Source organism: Streptomyces sp. NPDC023481 (assembly GCF_055560195.1).
Map to the genome: position 1 here is coordinate 87,984 of NZ_JBVHJE010000009.1, position 14,620 is coordinate 102,603.

A 14,620-nucleotide genomic window follows, 5' to 3' on the forward strand; every position below is an offset into this window, starting at 1 on the left:
GAAAGCGGACCGACGGCATCTCGGGCAGCATCCTGCCCGCCCTGGCGGGTGGACGCGACCTGGTTCCGGTGACCGGTGCGCCGCGGTCCCTGGGCGGGTGGCTTGGCATGAGCCCATGATGACCGGCGGGGCGGATGGCGACGAGGGGGTTTACCGGTGTGTACGAGACCGTGGGGTCCAGCCCCTCCCCGCGGCCGGTTCCCGGCTCGGTCAGGTCACCACCGCCGGGGTGACCGACAGCTGCTGGTAGCCGCCGCTGCTGTGGCGGACCGTGATGAGCAGGGCCGTTCCGGGGTGGGCGCGGGTGACGGCTCGGGCGAGGTCGGCGGCGGTGTCGACGCGGGCCGAGCCGAGTTGCAACACGACGTCCCCGCGGACCAGGCCCGCCGCGTACCCGGGGCCGGGTACGTGCACGCCCACCACCAGCGCGCCCGCCTTCTCGGCATCGACGGCCTCCACACCCAGGGCAGCGCCGGGCGCAGCCGGGGCGACGGGGGGTGTGGGGGCCGCGTCGGCCGACGGGGCCGGCGGCGGGGCCGTGCGCCGCAGCTCGGCGAGTCTGCTCATGCCGATCACCGTGGCGCCGACCGTGCCGATGCCGACGCCGGAGAGCACCAGCACGATCCCGGCGCACAGGCCGAACAGCAGGGTCCGCAGCCGCCGCCCGCGCCGGGGCGCGGCATGCGGTCGGTGGGCGGGGGCCGGGGTTCCCTCGTCCCGCCGGTCCTGGCCCGGCATCGGCTTGGGCCGCAACGCAGTCTGTTCCATGGTTCGCTCGCCTCCGGCTGGTGCTCTACCCGGGGCGACGGTCCGCGACGAGACACGAACGAGTGAGAATGGCCGGAGGGTGGCGGAGGGTAGCCCTGGATTCAGGGCGCCCGGTCTCAGCCCGTGTGGCCCTCCCCGTGGCCGCCGTGCGCCCCGCCGTGGTCGAACTTCAGGGCCTCGGGCGGCATGACGACGAAGGGCCGCATCATGCCCATGTCCTCGTGTTCCAGCAGATGGCAGTGGTACATGAACCGGCCGTACGCGCCGTCGAAGCGACCCATGACCCGCAGCATCTGGCTGCCCGGGACCCGGAAGACGTCCTTGTGGCCGTGTTCGTTGGGTGCGAGCGGGATCGTCGTCCCCGCGTCGAAGCGGATCGGGACGCGGGTTCCGCCGGCCGCCGGGTCGAAGCCCGAGACGTCGTAGGCGTCCCGGCCCAGCAGCTGGAAGTCGGCCAGGTGGATGTGCATGGGGTGCACGATGGGCGCGAGGTTGAGGAAGCTCCACTGCTCGTAGCTGCCCTCGGCGATGGTGAAGCCGAGCCCGTCGTTGAACGTCCGCGCGGTGCGCCGGTACGTCTTCGTGGTGCCGTCGGGTCCGGTGATCTGGACGATGCCGTCGGCCGGGAGCCGGAGTCCCGCGGTGTCCTGGACCTCGGTCATCTCCCATATCTCCGGGTGCCCGCCGGCGCCCTTGGTGGGGGGCGGGGTGAGCAGGACCAGGCGGTGGCCGTGCGGGAGGTCGTGGGTGAGGCGGCGGAAGGAGCCGGAGAGCACCTCGGGCAGTTCGAAGGTGTCCTCCTCGCAGCTCATCCCGACCCGGAACTCCAGCACGGCCGGGTAGGGCACGTCCCCGGCCGGGTCCGGCACGCCCGCCGGCTGGTTGGGGCCCTTGTTCACCAGGCGCAGGGTCCGTCCGGCCAGCCCGCGGAAGTCCACCAGCAGGTCGAAGCGCTCGGCCGGCGCGGCGGTCAGGGTGGGCAGTTCCGCGTCGAAGTCGACCGGCACCGGGCGCGGCAGCAGGCCGCCGTCACTGCCGATCTGGTGGACGGCCCCCGGCACCGGCTCGCCCTCCTCGTCGACGAGGACGAGCTCGAAGATGCGCGCGTTGGAGGCGTTGACCAGCCGGAACCGGTACCAGGCCGGGTCGACGTCGGCGTACGGCCAGATACGGCCGTTGACCGTGGTGTACGGGCCGGTGAACGGGACGGAGACCGGCTTGCCCGTCTCCGGGTTGCTCTGCTGGACGATCACCGTCTTGTGCAGCAGCCGGCCGTTGAGGCGGCCGTCCTCGTCGGTGTCGAGGTTGCGGTCGGCGATGAGGAGCGGTATCTCCCGCTCGCCGGACGGCAGGTGAAGGGCGTCCTCCTCGTCGTCCCGGACGAGGTAGGTGCCGTACAGGCCCGACATCACGTTCCACCGGGTGATGTTCATCGCGTGGTCGTGGTACCACCACTGCACCGCCTGGTGGTCGTTCGGGTACTCCGAGAGCTGGGCGTCGCCGTGGCCCACAGCGTTGTCCGCCCAGCCGTCGTTGCCGCCGCCGGTCTGCGCGCCGTGCAGGTGGGTCACCGACCAGGCGGGCAGTGCGGCGACGTCCTTGTTCGGTTCGACGCCCTCGCGGCCGGGCTCGGTGGTGGCCTGCGGGCGGCCGTCGGTGCGCAGCGGCACCTCCACGGAGGTGACCGGGTACTCGCTGTCCTTGGGTATGCGGTTGGTCCAGGCGATGCGGACGCGCCGGCCGCGCCGCACTTCGATGGTCGGGCCCGGCACGTGTCCGTCGTAGCCCCACATCAGGGTCGGCGGCAGTTGCGGGTGCAGGCGCACCCAGGCCGGGCGCAGGGCGATCTCGGTCTCGCGCAGGACGTCGCCGGCGCCGGGCCGCAGGACCGGCGGCACGGTCAACGGCGCTACGTACGCCGCCAGTTCGGCCGCCATGTCGAGTGCCGTCAGTGCTGCGCCGGCCCCCGCGGTCTCTTCGGTGGGCCTGTCGATGATCTCGGTCAAGATCGAACACCCCCGTGTGTTCGTGGTCTGTTGTTCCCCTTACTCCACAAGACTCCCGAGGGCTCACCGAAGTTCCCTGAATGCCCGGTTCCGTACGAGCAGATTCGGCGACCGTCAGCCGAGCGCCAGGGTGGGCACGGCGGGTGCCCGGCCGGGCAGGAAGCCGTGGGCGCGGCGGCCGAGCCACTCGGCCTTGTAGCGGTCGACGCTCCGGTGCCAGTGCAGGATGCCGGCCAGCCAGTTCTGCAGGTCGAGCACATAGCCGTCCATGGCGGCGCGCGCTTCCGCCGAGAGCCGGAAGTCGTCGTACAGGACCGGGAGTTCGTGGGCGATGACGTGCTCGAACTGCTGCATTCGCTGGGTCGTCAGATCGTGGACGACGGCGAGCGCGGCCGGATAGTCCACGCCGAAGAAGTTCTGCACGACCAGGACGGCGTTGTGCATCTCGCCCTCGTACTCGATCTCCTTCTGGTACGAGAAGATGTCGTTGAGCAGGCACGCGTAGTCCACGGCGGAGTTCTCCAGGGAGCGGACCGGGCCGCTGCGGTACACCTCGGGCGGGACCGCCGGGCCGCGGCCCATGCGGCACAGGCTCAGGGTGAGGTCGGAGCCGAAGGTGGCGCGGCGCATCTCCAGGTAGTCGACCGGGTCGGGGACGCGGTTGAGGAACTGGTTGGACAGCTCCCACACCCAGCTCTCGGTCATCGTGTCCACGGACGCCTTCAGGGTGCGCCGCTCGCCGGCGGTCATCGTGGCCGTGGTGCGTGTCCACAGGTCGATCAGCGCGCGTTCCATGGCGTTGCCGGGGACGACGGACGGCTCGCCCTCGACCGGCATGCACTGCGACAGCCGGGCCGTGGTCAGCCGGGCGGCGGCCAGGTCCCTGCGGTGGCCGTAGACGAGCGGGTAGTAGTCGTCGCCGTAGGTCCCGAAGGCGAGCCACTGCGCGCTCAGGTCGAGGGCCTCCGGACCGGCCTCCGGGTCCAGGCCGGCGGAGCACAGCGCGAGGTCGTACGCCGCGAGCTTGTCCTCGTCCCAGACGCCCTCCTCGAGGATGCCCGTCCGGTGGCACCAGTCGACGAGGTGGCCGCGAGCCTGGTCGAGGAGGGGGCTGAGCCGGACCTCGTAGGGCATGTACATGTCGGGGATGCGGGAGGGTCCGACCTTCTGGTACGGCACGTGCGCGTGGGCGCGCAGGCGTTCCTGTGCGGCCGAGGCGAGCAGCGCGCCGATGTCGGCGGCGGAGGTGCCGGGGCCGCCCCTCGACTCCCAGGGCGAAGCGGACCGCGCGCCCTGGTTCATGTAACGGCTGGAGCGCAGGTGCCATTCGTGGCCGCCGGACTGCCAGTCCTGCAGGCCCTTGGTGTAGGCGGCGATCGCGGCGGTCTCGCCGGGGGTGAGGCCCTTCTCCAGGGCCACCGCCGGGACTTCGGTCAGCGCCGTGTGCTCGAACTGGTGCAGCCGGGAGGTGAGGACGTCGTTGACGGTGTCGGCGGCCTCCTGTGTGGTGCAGCCGAAGAACTTCTCCAGCACGAGCACGCCGTTGCTGTTCTCGCCCTCGTCCTCGACCTCGCGCTGGTAGGAGAACAGGTCGTTGCGCAGGTGCACAGCGTCGGAGAACGTCTCCATGAGGACGCGCAGCGGCCGGGTGCCGGCGACCGCGGCGGGCACCTCGGCGGTCACGTACTCCACGAGTCCGGCCGACCAGGGGGCGCCGCCGACCTTGCGGCGCATCTCGATGTACTCGACGGGGTTGGCGATCCGCCCCCCGTTGATGTTGGACAGCTCCCACATCGACTCGTTGAGCAGGTGCTCGGTGGCGACGGAGAAGCGGCGGCGCCAGTCCACGGACATCGAGGGCACCGTCCGGGCCCACAGGTCGCTCAGTCCGGCCTCCACCGGATTCTCCGGCTGGGGCACGGGGGTGGCGAGGTCGAGCGGCATGAACAGCGGCAGGCGGTCCAGGTGCGCCTTTCCGGCGGCGCGGTCCTGGGTGCGCTTGTACATGTCGAGGAAGTGGTCGTCGAAGAAGAACACCCACACGTACCAGTCGGTGATCAGCGAGAGAGCGGGTCCGTCGCAGTCGGGATGCGTGTAGGCGCACAGGAGGCCGTAGTCGTGCGCCTCCAGGTCGGCCTGGTCCCAGATCCCGGACCCCTCCAGCATGCCCATCCGCCGGGCCCACCCCGTCGAGTGGGCCCGGGCCTCCTCCAGGTGCGGGTTGAGCCGGGCGGGATACGGCATGTAGAAGCGCGGGAGTTCGAACGGCTGCGTCATGGCCGGGCCCTACCCGCGGTCCCGGTCCCTCATCCACCAGAGGTCACATGATCACACCATCGCGTGAACCGGCCGCGAAACGGGGAACTCCGGCGGGGGGTTGTGGCGTTGGTTCCCTTGCCGTGCCCGCGCGCGGGGGCCACGGTAGGCGCATGACCTCCTTCGTGCTGCCCCATGAGGTGCACGGCGACGGCGCCCACAAGGTGTTCGCCGTGCACGGCTGGTTCGCCGACCGGTCCGCCTACGCGGCCGTCCTCCCGGACCTCGACCGCACGTCGTTCGGTTACGCGCTGGTCGATCTGCGCGGCTACGGCGAGGCCAGGGACGCCACCGGCGCGTACACGACGGCCGAGGCGGCCGTGGACCTGGTGAAACTGGCGGACCGGCTCGGCTGGGAGCGGTTCTCGGTGATCGGGCACTCCATGGGCGGCGCGGTGGTCCAGCGGCTGCTGGCCGTGGCCCCGCACCGGGTGCGCCGGATCGCCGGCGTCTCGCCGGTGCCCGCCTCGGGCATGCCGCTGGCCGGGGAGCAGGCGGCGCTGTTCAGGGACGCGGCGCACCGGGCGGAGAACCGGCGCGCGATCATCGACGTCACCACCGGTGGCCGGCGGCCCGCCGCCTGGCTGGACCGGATGGTCGCCCGCTCGCTGGAGCGCATCGATCCCAGGGCGTTCCGGGCCTGGCTGGACTCGTGGGCCGGCGAGGACTTCAGCGCCGACGTCGCGGGCAGCGAGGTGCCGGCGCTCGCCGTGGCCGGCGCGCTCGATCCGGCACTGTCGCCGGAGGTCATGCGGCAGACCTGGATGACCTGGTACCCGCGCGCGCGGCTCGCCGTACTGCCCGGCGCCGGCCACTACGCGATGGACGAGACCCCGCTGGAGCTGATCCGCACCGTCGAGGACTTCCTGCGCGCGGACGAGGCGGACGCGGCGGACCCGCCGAAGGAGCCGCACCGGGCGGAAGCGGCGCGCGAGGGCGAGCGCGAAGGCGAGCCCGCGTGAGCGTGCACGCCGCACCCCCGGTCCCGGACGTCTTCGATCCCCGCCGGTACGCCACCGGTGTCCCCTACGACGACTACCGCGTGCTCCGCGACCACCATCCGGTGGCCTGGCAGGACGAGCCGGAGGTGCTGGGCTGGCCGGCCGGCCCCGGGTTCTGGGCGGTGACCCGGCACGCGGACGTCGTACGCGTCCTCAAGGACGCGGGGACGTACTCCTCGTACGCCGGCGCCACCCAGATCCGGGACCCGGACCCGGACGACCTGCCGTTCATCCGGCGGATGATGCTCAACCAGGATCCGCCGGCGCACGGGCGGCTGCGCCGGCTGGTGAGCCGTGCCTTCACGCCGGGGCGGGTCGACCGGTTCGCGGCGGTCGCCCGGCAGCGGGCGCGCACCCTGCTCGCGGGCGCCCTGGAGGCGGCGCGGGAGGGCGGTTCGACGGTCGACCTGGTGGCCGCCGTCACCGACGAGTACGCCCTGCTGAACCTGGCGGATCTGCTGGGCGTCCCGGAGAGCGACCGGCGGCTGCTGCTGCACTGGACGCAGCGGGTCATCGGCTACCAGGATCCGGACGAGGCCGGTCCGCCGGTGCTGGACGGAGCGGGAAGGCCGGTGAATCCGCGGTCGCCGGCGATGCTGCGGGAGATGTTCGCATACGTTCGCCAGTTGACCGCAGACAAAGGACGGCATCCTGACGACGACATCCTGACGACACTCGCCCATGACACGGAACTCGCCGACGGCGAACTGGAGATGTTCTTCTTCCTGCTCACCGTGGCGGGCAACGACACCGTGCGCAGCGCGGCCCCGGGCGGCCTGCTGGCCCTGGCCGAGCACCCGGAGGCGTACGCACTGCTGCGCACCGGTGCAGTCGATATAGCTTGCGCAGTCGACGAGTTGCTGCGCTGGCATCCGCCCGTGCTCACCTTCCGCCGTACGGCCGTACGGGACACCGAGCTGGCGGGCCGCGCGATCCGGGCCGGCGACAAGGTCGTGGTGTTCCACGCCTCGGCCAACCGGGACGAGCAGGTCTTCACCGCTCCCGACCGGCTCGACCTGGCCCGCTCCCCCAATCCGCACGTCTCCTTCGGGGACGGCCCGCACGTGTGCCTGGGCGCCCACTTCGCCCGGCTGCAACTGCGGCTGCTCCACGAGGAGGTGCTGCGCGCCCTGCCCGGGCCGCCGCGGCTCGCCGGTCCGCCCGGGCGGCTGGTGTCGAACTTCATCAACGGCGTCAAATCACTGCCGGTGCACCTCACCTGAGACGTGGATCAGTGACGTGTGGGATCGACCTGGATCAGCGCGTGGGTGCCGCCTGTCCGCCAGTTCTGCCCCTCGGCCGCCACCAGCGCGGCCTCGGTCGCGGCCGTGAGCCCGGTGATCACGTCGGACTTGAGGGTGCGCAGTGCGGCGACCGGGCCGGGGAAGTAGGCGGTGGTCTCCCGGAAGGGTGTGGTGGGCGGCCAGAGGCGGTCGCCCACCAGACGGCGGTAGTTGAGGTCGCCCTTGACGATGGTCAGGGTGGCCGCCGCGAACTCGGCGTTCAGGTCGTCGGGCATGGCGGCGTAGGGCAGCGGGGCGCAGGAGAAGGGGTGGGCGCGGACGGTGAGCCGGCCGTCGGCCAGGGCCGACCAGAGCGTCCGCCCGTACTCGGCGGCCGCGCCGGTGGCCGCGCGCAGCCGGTGCAGCGCGTCGACCACGTCGGCGGTGGTGGCGTCGGAGACGTAGTACGGGTACGGCTTGACGTGCAGGACGGCCCGTGCGGCCCGTCGCTCGGTGAGGAGGTGGGCGATCAGCAGGAGGTCGGGGACGAGTTCGCGGCCCGCGTTGTCCGCGACGAGCACGAGCGTGCCCGTCCCGCCGGGCGGCAGCAGCGACCAGAGGGTCTCGCTGTCGTCGGCGACCAGCGCGGGGGCCGGTTCCCGGTCCTCGGCGCCCGCGGCGGACAGTCGGAAGCCGAGGTCGGCGCGGTTGCCCCACAGTGAGCCGTGCAGCAGCGCCCGGTCCCGCTCCTCCTGCGGCAGGTCGCGCAGGCCGTCCAGGGCGGCGAGTTCCTCGTCGGTCTCGGGGGCGTCGAGTTCGGCGCGTTTGAAGGGGCGGAAGGGGTCGATGCTCTGCCAGGCGCCCGGGCCGAACCAGCCGACGGCGTCGAGGAGTCGGCGGTAGAAGTAGCTCTCGGCCCACAGCCACGGCACGTCGTACCAGGACCGGCCGGTGTGGTCGGCCAGGCCCCAGCGGTGCCACCGGTCCCGGTCCGGGGCGTTCGCGGGGAGCGACTCGATCGTCCCCTGGGTGCAATTGTGCACCAGCTCGTCCAGTGCCGTGTGCTGCCCGGGGCCGTACGGCAGGGCCTCCCGTACCTGCCGGATGATCGCCGGGTGCCGGTCGGCCAGCACGCTGTGCGGGAAGGAGCCGGGTTCGTTGCCGAGGATCACGGGTGCGAAGGGTGTGTCGGGCATGTCCGTCACGGTATCGCGGGCCTCAGGCGGTGCGGATCTCCCGCTCCAGTTGCGTGGCGAGGGTGACGTAGCGGGGGCGGCGGTGCACCGGGACGAGTCCGCGGATCATGAGGTGCCACATCTCGGCGACCCTGCGCGGCAGGCGTGCGGTCGGCTCCAGTGAACGGCCGGCGACGCGGGTGCCGATGAAGAAGCAGACGAGGGAGTGGGCGACGGCACCGACGTCGAGTTCGCCGTGTACGTCCGCCTCCCGGACGGCCCCGGTGAACTTGCGGGTGGCGAACTCCTGCCACTCGGTGAACGGGTGCCGCAGCGGCGGCCGTACGGCGATGTCCGCGGTGGCCAGGCGCAGTCCGGCGCGCGGCACGGGATCCTCCACGGCGAGCCTGGCGATCCCGAACGTGGTGCGCATCAGGGCCTCCAGCGAGGAGCAGCCCCGGCTCTCGACGTCGGCGACGAGCTGTTGCGCGGCCTTGGCCTGGAGCTCCAGGATGGCGTGGGCCAGATCCTCCTTGGCGGCGAAGTGGAAGTACAGGGCGCCCTTGGTGACCTTCGCATGTGCGACGATGTCGCTCAGGCTGGTGGATTCGTACCCGTGCCGGTCGAACAGGTCGGCCGCGGCCGCGATGATCGTCGCCCGGGTCTGTTCGGCGCGTAACTGCCTCGCCATCCTGGGACCCCCTCCTCGCATCTCTAACGAACAGGACATGCGGTTTGTTTTTAACCCCTTGGATACGATAACTCACGTAACGGTAAAGGGACTCCGGCATGCCCCGTGCACGTTACGACACGTGTCACCTGCCCGTGGGACACCGGCCGCGCACTCGGCGCCGCGCGAGTCGGGCGAGCCCACATCGGATTCCCCCTTCGTCGCGGGCGGGCGCCCGGCAGTCCGGGGGCGACGACCGCCGCTCCCATGATCGCCACGATACGAGGCGGACGGCCGGCTCCTCAACGGGATGTGGAAGCAGGCGTAAAACAGCCGAACCGGTCGGTGCTTTCACGCCCCCCGCGCACGGCGCGCCGATCGGGCTGAACGCGCGGGGCGCCGGCGTCGTACTGGACGCCGCAGACCCCGTTCCCGCGTCCGCCGAGGAGACGTCCCGGATGAGTCGGATGACCGCCCGCCTGAGCGTCAGGGTGGCCGCTGCGGCGGCACCGTTGCTGTTGCTGCCGTGGGCGGCGGGGCCCGCCCAGGCGCACGGGGCCCCGACGGACCCGGTCAGCCGGGTCTACGCCTGCTCGCCGGAGGGCGGCGCCGTGCGGACGGCGGCCTGTCGGGCGGCGATCGCGGCGAACGGCGCTCCGTTCACCGCCTGGGACAACCTGCGGGTGGCGGGGGTGGACGGCCGCGACCGGAAGGTGATCCCGGACGGCAGACTGTGCAGCGGGAACCTGCCGGCGTACCGCGGCCTGGACCTGGCCCGGCGGGACTGGCCGGCGACACGGCTGAGCCCGGGCGGCCGGCTGACGTTGACGTACGCGTCGACGATCGCGCACTCGGGCACGTTCAGGCTGTACCTGACCAAGCCGGGTTACGACCCCTCGAAGCCGCTGACCTGGTCGGACCTGCCGGAGCGGCCCCTCGCGGAGGTCACGGACCCACCGCTGCGCGACGGGGCGTACCGGATGAGCGCCACCTTGCCGGCCGACCGGACAGGGCGTCAGGTGCTGTACACGATCTGGCAGAACAGCAGTACGCCGGACACCTACTACTCGTGTTCCGACGTGGTGTTCCCGGAGCGCGGGAAGGCCGCCGGGACCGGGCCTTCCACGGGTGCGGCGATTTCGGCGGGCGAGCGGGCTTCCGCACCCGTACGGGCCTCGACACCCGCACCGGGTTCGCCGAGGGCGCAGGCTTCGCCGGTGAAGAGCCCTCCGGCGGGGCACTCGACTGCCCTCGCGCAGAGGGACGACGGGCGGCCCGCCGACGGAACTCCGGTGGCGGAGGCCACGCACGGCGGCGCCGGGCCCTCGGCGCCACTGCTGGCGGGCGGCGCCACCGCGGTGCTGCTGCTCACCGGTGGCGCCGCCCTGTTCCTCCGGCTACGGCGTCCACGCCGCAGCTGAACCAGCGGTCGGTTCGGATCAGTTGACGTAGACCGGGCTGCCGGCGTCGGAGACGGGCGCGTACTTGGCCGTGAAGTAGCCGTTGGCGAAGCACAGCGACGAGCCGGAGCTCTTGGCGAACTGCTGGTTGGTGAAGGTGATGCTGTTGTCGGCGTTGTCGGCCTTGCCGGTCAGGCCGGCCGCCTGGTAGACGCAGGTGACGGTGCCCAGCAGGGTGCGCAGCTGGACCGTGGCCTGGATGGTGGAGCCGCTCGGGGGCGAGACGGTGAGGGTGCCGGCGGAGGTGATCGTCGCCGAGTACGGCAGGTTGTTGATGGTGATGCCGTTGACGCCGAGGACACCGGGGACGTTGCTGGAACAGGTGCTGCTGTCGAAGGTGTGCGCGATGACGGACTCGGTGGCCGTACCGGGCGCGGTCGGGTTGCCGGTGACCTTGGCGGTGAACTGGGAGGCGGTGCACTTCACGCCACTGGTGCCGGTCGCGCTGGAGTAGAAGGTCGCGGTGGAGCCCGTCGCCAGGGGCGCGGTCAGGGTGTCGCCCACGGCGGCCGCGGTGCCGCCGGCGCTGCCGGTGGTCAGGACCGCGGAGGCCGCGGAGGCCGGGGTGGCCCAGGTGAGGGCGAGCGCCGTGGCGGTGCCGGCGAGGGCGATCAGGGAGCGCGTACGCATGCGGGTGCCTTTCGTCCAAGGTGAGGGGGGTGAAGTGGAATCGGGGGGTGGCGGGTGGTACGGGCGGTGCCGCCGGCGCAGGACCGCAGCGCCTTCTCCGTACGCGGCGGTCCCGCGCCGGCGGCACACCGGGCACCGGCCGAAGGCTCGGGGGGAGAGACCTCCGGCCGGGCCGGACAAGGGAGCGGCCGGGCACGGGAAGGAAAGGGTGGACAGCCGTGCCGCTGCCGCGCTGTGAGGTGTGGCCGATGCCGTGACGGATGGTGAAGCGATTGCCGTGACAGGCGGTGAAGCGTTGCCGTGACCGGCCGGGAGCGCGGTCGGTGCCGCGGGGACGCGGCTGGTGCCACGCCCCGGGGACGCGACGGATGCCGCCTGTCGGATCCGGCGCCACGGATCCGTGGGGAAACAGGGGAAGTTGTAGACCTGATCAACCGTCAACGTCAAGCAGTTGAAGGGGAGTTGTGGCGGGCGGATACGGGCACGCGCACCTCCGACACCCTTTTTTCACAACTCCCTTGACCCCCCGATGTAACCGGCGGTAACTTCCTCGAAGGCTACTGCCGCGTAACGAGAAAGCCCTTGCACCCGCCGGGAGTCGCGAGGAGGCGTGCGCGGCATCCGCTGTCCGCGCCAGGACACCGCGCCACTGAAGCCCAACCCGCATTGATCCGCGCCCATGGGAGCAGACATGGCCTCGTCCCCGGACCTCTCGTCCGCCGGCAACACCCCTGAGACCCCGGGGAGCCACATCCCCTCCGACACCCCGAACACCGACGGCGGCAGCGCCGGCGGTGAGAGACGAGGACGCGTCCGTGCCCGCCGGGCCGCGGTGATGGCGGTGCCCGCCACCCTGATCGCCGCCGGCCTCGCCGTCCTCACCGCGCAGGGCGCGCTGGGTGTGCAGTTCGCCATCTCCGGAATGCCGTTCACCGTCACCGCGACCGAACTGAACGGCACCGGGTTCGAGCAGTTCGGCGGACTCGACAACATGGCCGAGGGCAGCCCGAACGCCGGTGACTCCGGCGGACAGGTGCTCATCGTCACCTCCGCCATCAAGCACGCCACGCTCACCAAGCTGTGCCAGAGCGTCGACCTCGGCGGCACCAACCTGCTGATCACCGCGGGCAGCGGGGCGGACAAGGTCAGCGCGACCGACCTGACCACCGACTCCACCGAGCTGACGGGTGACGCGGCGTTCAACAACATCGAGATCGGCAACGACGCCAGCACGCTGACCAAGGCGGGCGTGAAGGGTCCGATCGGTGTCTTCAGCCAGCAGGCCGACACCGTGCGGATCGCCAACCTGCGGCAGACGAACTACGCGACCACGGCTGGCGTGTTCAAGCTGCCGGGTCTCAAGCTGCGCTTCAGCGACTCGGGTTGCTGATCGCCGTGCCGGACCCGACACACCGGGGATCGAGGCTCGCCTTCCGTGGATGGCGGGCCCGTCGGCCGTTCTGGGGCGGGTTGCTGCTCACCCTCGGCGGCGGCGAGATCCTGCTCACCGAGAAGGCCTCGCTGAAGGTCGTGATGCACATCGGCATGCAGGGCCTCGCCGGCTACCTGCTGCCGGGCCTCATGGTGCTGCTGGGCCTGCTGATCCTCTTCAACCCCGCCCAGCGGCTCTTCTACTCGATCACCGGCATCCTGGTCTCGCTGGCCACCTGGCTCACCTCCAACCTGGGCGGCTTCTTCATCGGCCTCCTCCTCGGCGCCATCGGCAGCTGCCTCACCTTCGGCTGGCTCCCCGACCAGGAACCGCGCATCAGCCGCCGCAAACGCCGCAAGCAGGCACACACGGCGACCCGCTCCCTGAACTCGGAGGGGGTGGAGAGGGCGGCCTGAGCAGCGCGGGCGCCGGGTACGGCCGGGGGCGCGGGTCGGCTCCGCCGGGGGGCGCGGACCGTTACGTCTGGCTGGGGTACCGGAACGTCTCCGTCCCTCGCCGGACGTCACTCGAACAGGTGACTTGGGAACTTCTTTGCCGTCGCCGGGAGTTCATCGGTCAGTCGGACGGTGGTGGATCGCCGTCCGGGTGAGGCGATGAGCGAAGGAGCCACGGCATGGTGTTCAAGAGGCTGCTGGGCGCGATCGGGGTCGGCGGCCCCTCCGTGGACACGGTGCTGGACGGCGGCGCGGCACTGCCCGGCGGCGCGCTGGCGGGCCGGGTCCGGCTGCGGGGCGGTGGCACGGCCGTGGAGGTCGAGCACATCGGCCTGGAGCTGGTGGCGCGCGTGGAGGCGGAGCAGGCGGAGGGCGAGAGCGAGGGCGCGGTCGTCTTCGAGCGGTTCACCGTCGGCGGCGGCTTCCGGCTCGGCGAGCGGGAGGAACGGGAACTGCCGTTCCGTGTGCCGCTTCCGTGGGAGACCCCGTTGACCGAGCTGCACGGGCAGCCGCTCGGCATCGCCCTGGGGGTGCGCGCGGAGGTCGCGGTGGCCGGCGCCCGGGACAAGGGCGACCTGGACCCGCTGGCCGTCCGCCCCCTGCCGGTGCAGGAAGCCGTGCTGGAGGCCCTCGGCGGACTGGGCTTCGGCTTCCGCTCGGCCGACCTGGAGTACGGCCGCATCGGCGGTACGGGCCAGCGGTTGCCGTTCTTCCAGGAGATCGAGCTGACCCCGCCTCCGCACTACGCGCACGCGGTGAGCGAGATCGAGCTGACCTTCCTCGCCTCCCCCGCGGGCGTCGAGGTCGTCCTGGAGGCCGACAAGCGCGGTGGGCTGCACGCGGCGGGGCATGACGCCCTGACCCGTTTCCTCGTGCGCCACGAGGACGCCTCGGCCCGTGACTGGCCGACGGAAGTGGACGGCTGGATCCGCCAGGTGACCGAGCACCGCGACGCGTACGGCAGCCACGCGGCGTACGGCCACGACGGCAGACCCGCGGCCGGCCCCAGCTCCTTCGACACCCACCACCACTCCGGCCCGGGCCTCGGCACGGCCGTGGCCGCGGGTGCGGCGGGCCTCGCGGTGGGCGTGGCGGGCGGCATGGTGGCCGCGGAGGTCGTGGACGAGATCGGCGACTTCTTCGAGGGAGAGTCCGAGGAGGACTGGGACTCGTCGGGAGAGGAGGACTGACCGGGAGAGCGGACCGGCAGGACTAGGAGACCCGGAAGGCCGCGGAGACCGAGGAGACCGGAAGGAGGCAGAGAGGAGACGGGACGGGACCGCTCAGCCGGCGGAGCCCTGCGTACCGTTCTCGTCCTTCAACGCCTTCGCCTCGCTCTTGAGGATGCGCAGGGACCGGCCCAGGGCGCGGGCGGTGTCGGGGAGCTTCCGGGAACCGAACAGCAGGAGGAACACGACCGCGACGATCAGCAGATGCCAGGGCTCAAGTCCGTTGCGGAGCATGATCGCCCCCTTCCTTGGGTC

General features: G+C 72.0%; 13 protein-coding genes. 6 read left to right on the forward strand and 7 right to left on the reverse strand.

Annotation, left to right across the window (positions count from 1 at the left end; all coding sequences use genetic code 11):
* Nucleotides 1–210: 210 nt before the first annotated feature.
* The 3 genes from ACZ3ZD_RS19215 to cyc2 all read right to left on the reverse strand — a co-directional run bounded on the left by ACZ3ZD_RS19215 (nt 211) and on the right by cyc2 (nt 5,051).
* Entirely contained in the window at nt 211–768 is a 558-nt protein-coding gene (locus ACZ3ZD_RS19215) for a PDZ domain-containing protein (RefSeq protein WP_467398607.1), read from the reverse strand.
* Nucleotides 769–884: 116 nt separating this feature from the next.
* Nucleotides 885–2,774 (reverse strand): O-aminophenol oxidase PhsA, encoded by a 1,890-nt coding sequence (phsA, locus tag ACZ3ZD_RS19220; RefSeq protein WP_467398609.1) that lies wholly within the window; start codon nt 2,772–2,774, stop codon nt 885–887.
* A 114-nt stretch (nt 2,775–2,888) separates the two neighbouring features.
* On the reverse strand, nt 2,889–5,051 hold the full coding sequence (gene cyc2 / locus ACZ3ZD_RS19225; RefSeq protein ID WP_467398611.1) for a germacradienol/geosmin synthase Cyc2: 2,163 nt from the start codon (nt 5,049–5,051) through the stop codon (nt 2,889–2,891).
* Between the two features lie 152 nt (nt 5,052–5,203).
* Between cyc2 and ACZ3ZD_RS19230 the strand changes: the two genes are divergently transcribed.
* Together ACZ3ZD_RS19230 and ACZ3ZD_RS19235 are read left to right on the forward strand one after the other, a co-directional pair.
* Nucleotides 5,204–6,052 carry an alpha/beta fold hydrolase gene (locus ACZ3ZD_RS19230; RefSeq protein WP_467398613.1) on the forward strand — a complete coding sequence of 283 codons (849 nt, stop codon included), beginning with the start codon at nt 5,204–5,206 and terminating at the stop codon, nt 6,050–6,052.
* Nucleotides 6,049–7,314: a cytochrome P450 gene (locus ACZ3ZD_RS19235; RefSeq protein ID WP_467398616.1), complete on the forward strand. Its 1,266-nt coding sequence runs from the start codon at nt 6,049–6,051 to the stop codon at nt 7,312–7,314. The genes ACZ3ZD_RS19230 and ACZ3ZD_RS19235 overlap by 4 nt, the downstream gene beginning before the upstream one ends.
* A gap of 8 nt (nt 7,315–7,322) precedes the next feature.
* On the opposite strand, the gene ACZ3ZD_RS19240 is transcribed toward ACZ3ZD_RS19235, so the two are convergent.
* Both ACZ3ZD_RS19240 and ACZ3ZD_RS19245 read right to left on the reverse strand, forming a co-directional pair.
* Complete coding sequence (locus ACZ3ZD_RS19240; RefSeq protein ID WP_467398618.1) at nt 7,323–8,510, reverse strand: damage-control phosphatase ARMT1 family protein; 1,188 nt, start codon at nt 8,508–8,510, stop codon at nt 7,323–7,325.
* A 22-nt stretch (nt 8,511–8,532) separates the two neighbouring features.
* Complete coding sequence (locus ACZ3ZD_RS19245) at nt 8,533–9,180, reverse strand: ScbR family autoregulator-binding transcription factor (RefSeq protein ID WP_467398621.1); 648 nt, start codon at nt 9,178–9,180, stop codon at nt 8,533–8,535.
* Between the two features lie 437 nt (nt 9,181–9,617).
* On the opposite strand from ACZ3ZD_RS19245, the gene ACZ3ZD_RS19250 reads away from it, so the two are divergent.
* Entirely contained in the window at nt 9,618–10,580 is a 963-nt protein-coding gene (locus tag ACZ3ZD_RS19250) for a lytic polysaccharide monooxygenase auxiliary activity family 9 protein (protein WP_467398623.1), read from the forward strand.
* Nucleotides 10,581–10,598: 18 nt separating this feature from the next.
* On the opposite strand, the gene ACZ3ZD_RS19255 is transcribed toward ACZ3ZD_RS19250, so the two are convergent.
* Nucleotides 10,599–11,249: a Tat pathway signal sequence domain protein gene (locus ACZ3ZD_RS19255; protein WP_467398626.1), complete on the reverse strand. Its 651-nt coding sequence runs from the start codon at nt 11,247–11,249 to the stop codon at nt 10,599–10,601.
* A 691-nt stretch (nt 11,250–11,940) separates the two neighbouring features.
* Here ACZ3ZD_RS19255 and ACZ3ZD_RS19260 point away from each other — a divergent pair.
* The 3 genes from ACZ3ZD_RS19260 to ACZ3ZD_RS19270 all read left to right on the forward strand — a co-directional run bounded on the left by ACZ3ZD_RS19260 (nt 11,941) and on the right by ACZ3ZD_RS19270 (nt 14,326).
* The gene (locus ACZ3ZD_RS19260) at nt 11,941–12,639 is read left to right on the forward strand and encodes a DUF6230 family protein (protein ID WP_467398628.1); all 699 of its coding nucleotides are present in this window, start codon (nt 11,941–11,943) and stop codon (nt 12,637–12,639) included.
* A gap of 5 nt (nt 12,640–12,644) precedes the next feature.
* Nucleotides 12,645–13,097, forward strand: a complete 453-nt coding sequence (locus tag ACZ3ZD_RS19265) for a DUF6114 domain-containing protein (protein ID WP_467398631.1) — start codon at nt 12,645–12,647, stop codon at nt 13,095–13,097.
* 218 nt (nt 13,098–13,315) lie between these two features.
* On the forward strand, nt 13,316–14,326 hold the full coding sequence (locus tag ACZ3ZD_RS19270) for a sporulation protein (RefSeq protein WP_467398633.1): 1,011 nt from the start codon (nt 13,316–13,318) through the stop codon (nt 14,324–14,326).
* A gap of 93 nt (nt 14,327–14,419) precedes the next feature.
* Here ACZ3ZD_RS19270 and tatA read toward each other — a convergent pair whose 3' ends face one another.
* Nucleotides 14,420–14,599, reverse strand: a complete 180-nt coding sequence (tatA, locus tag ACZ3ZD_RS19275) for a Sec-independent protein translocase subunit TatA (protein WP_467398636.1) — start codon at nt 14,597–14,599, stop codon at nt 14,420–14,422.
* Nucleotides 14,600–14,620: the final 21 nt, after the last annotated feature.

Excerpts from the sequence above, each read along its gene's own strand:
- ACZ3ZD_RS19215 (WP_467398607.1), bottom strand. The coding sequence starts at position 768 with ATGGAACAGACTGCGTTGCGGCCCAAGCCGATGCCGGGCCAGGACCGG.
- cyc2 (WP_467398611.1), bottom strand. The coding sequence starts at position 5,051 with ATGACGCAGCCGTTCGAACTCCCGCGCTTCTACATGCCGTATCCCGCC.
- ACZ3ZD_RS19230 (WP_467398613.1), top strand. The coding sequence starts at position 5,204 with ATGACCTCCTTCGTGCTGCCCCATGAGGTGCACGGCGACGGCGCCCAC.
- ACZ3ZD_RS19240 (WP_467398618.1), bottom strand. The coding sequence starts at position 8,510 with ATGCCCGACACACCCTTCGCACCCGTGATCCTCGGCAACGAACCCGGC.
- ACZ3ZD_RS19245 (WP_467398621.1), bottom strand. The coding sequence starts at position 9,180 with ATGGCGAGGCAGTTACGCGCCGAACAGACCCGGGCGACGATCATCGCG.
- ACZ3ZD_RS19250 (WP_467398623.1), top strand. The coding sequence starts at position 9,618 with ATGAGTCGGATGACCGCCCGCCTGAGCGTCAGGGTGGCCGCTGCGGCG.
- ACZ3ZD_RS19255 (WP_467398626.1), bottom strand. The coding sequence starts at position 11,249 with ATGCGTACGCGCTCCCTGATCGCCCTCGCCGGCACCGCCACGGCGCTC.
- ACZ3ZD_RS19260 (WP_467398628.1), top strand. The coding sequence starts at position 11,941 with ATGGCCTCGTCCCCGGACCTCTCGTCCGCCGGCAACACCCCTGAGACC.
- ACZ3ZD_RS19270 (WP_467398633.1), top strand. The coding sequence starts at position 13,316 with ATGGTGTTCAAGAGGCTGCTGGGCGCGATCGGGGTCGGCGGCCCCTCC.
- tatA (WP_467398636.1), bottom strand. The coding sequence starts at position 14,599 with ATGCTCCGCAACGGACTTGAGCCCTGGCATCTGCTGATCGTCGCGGTC.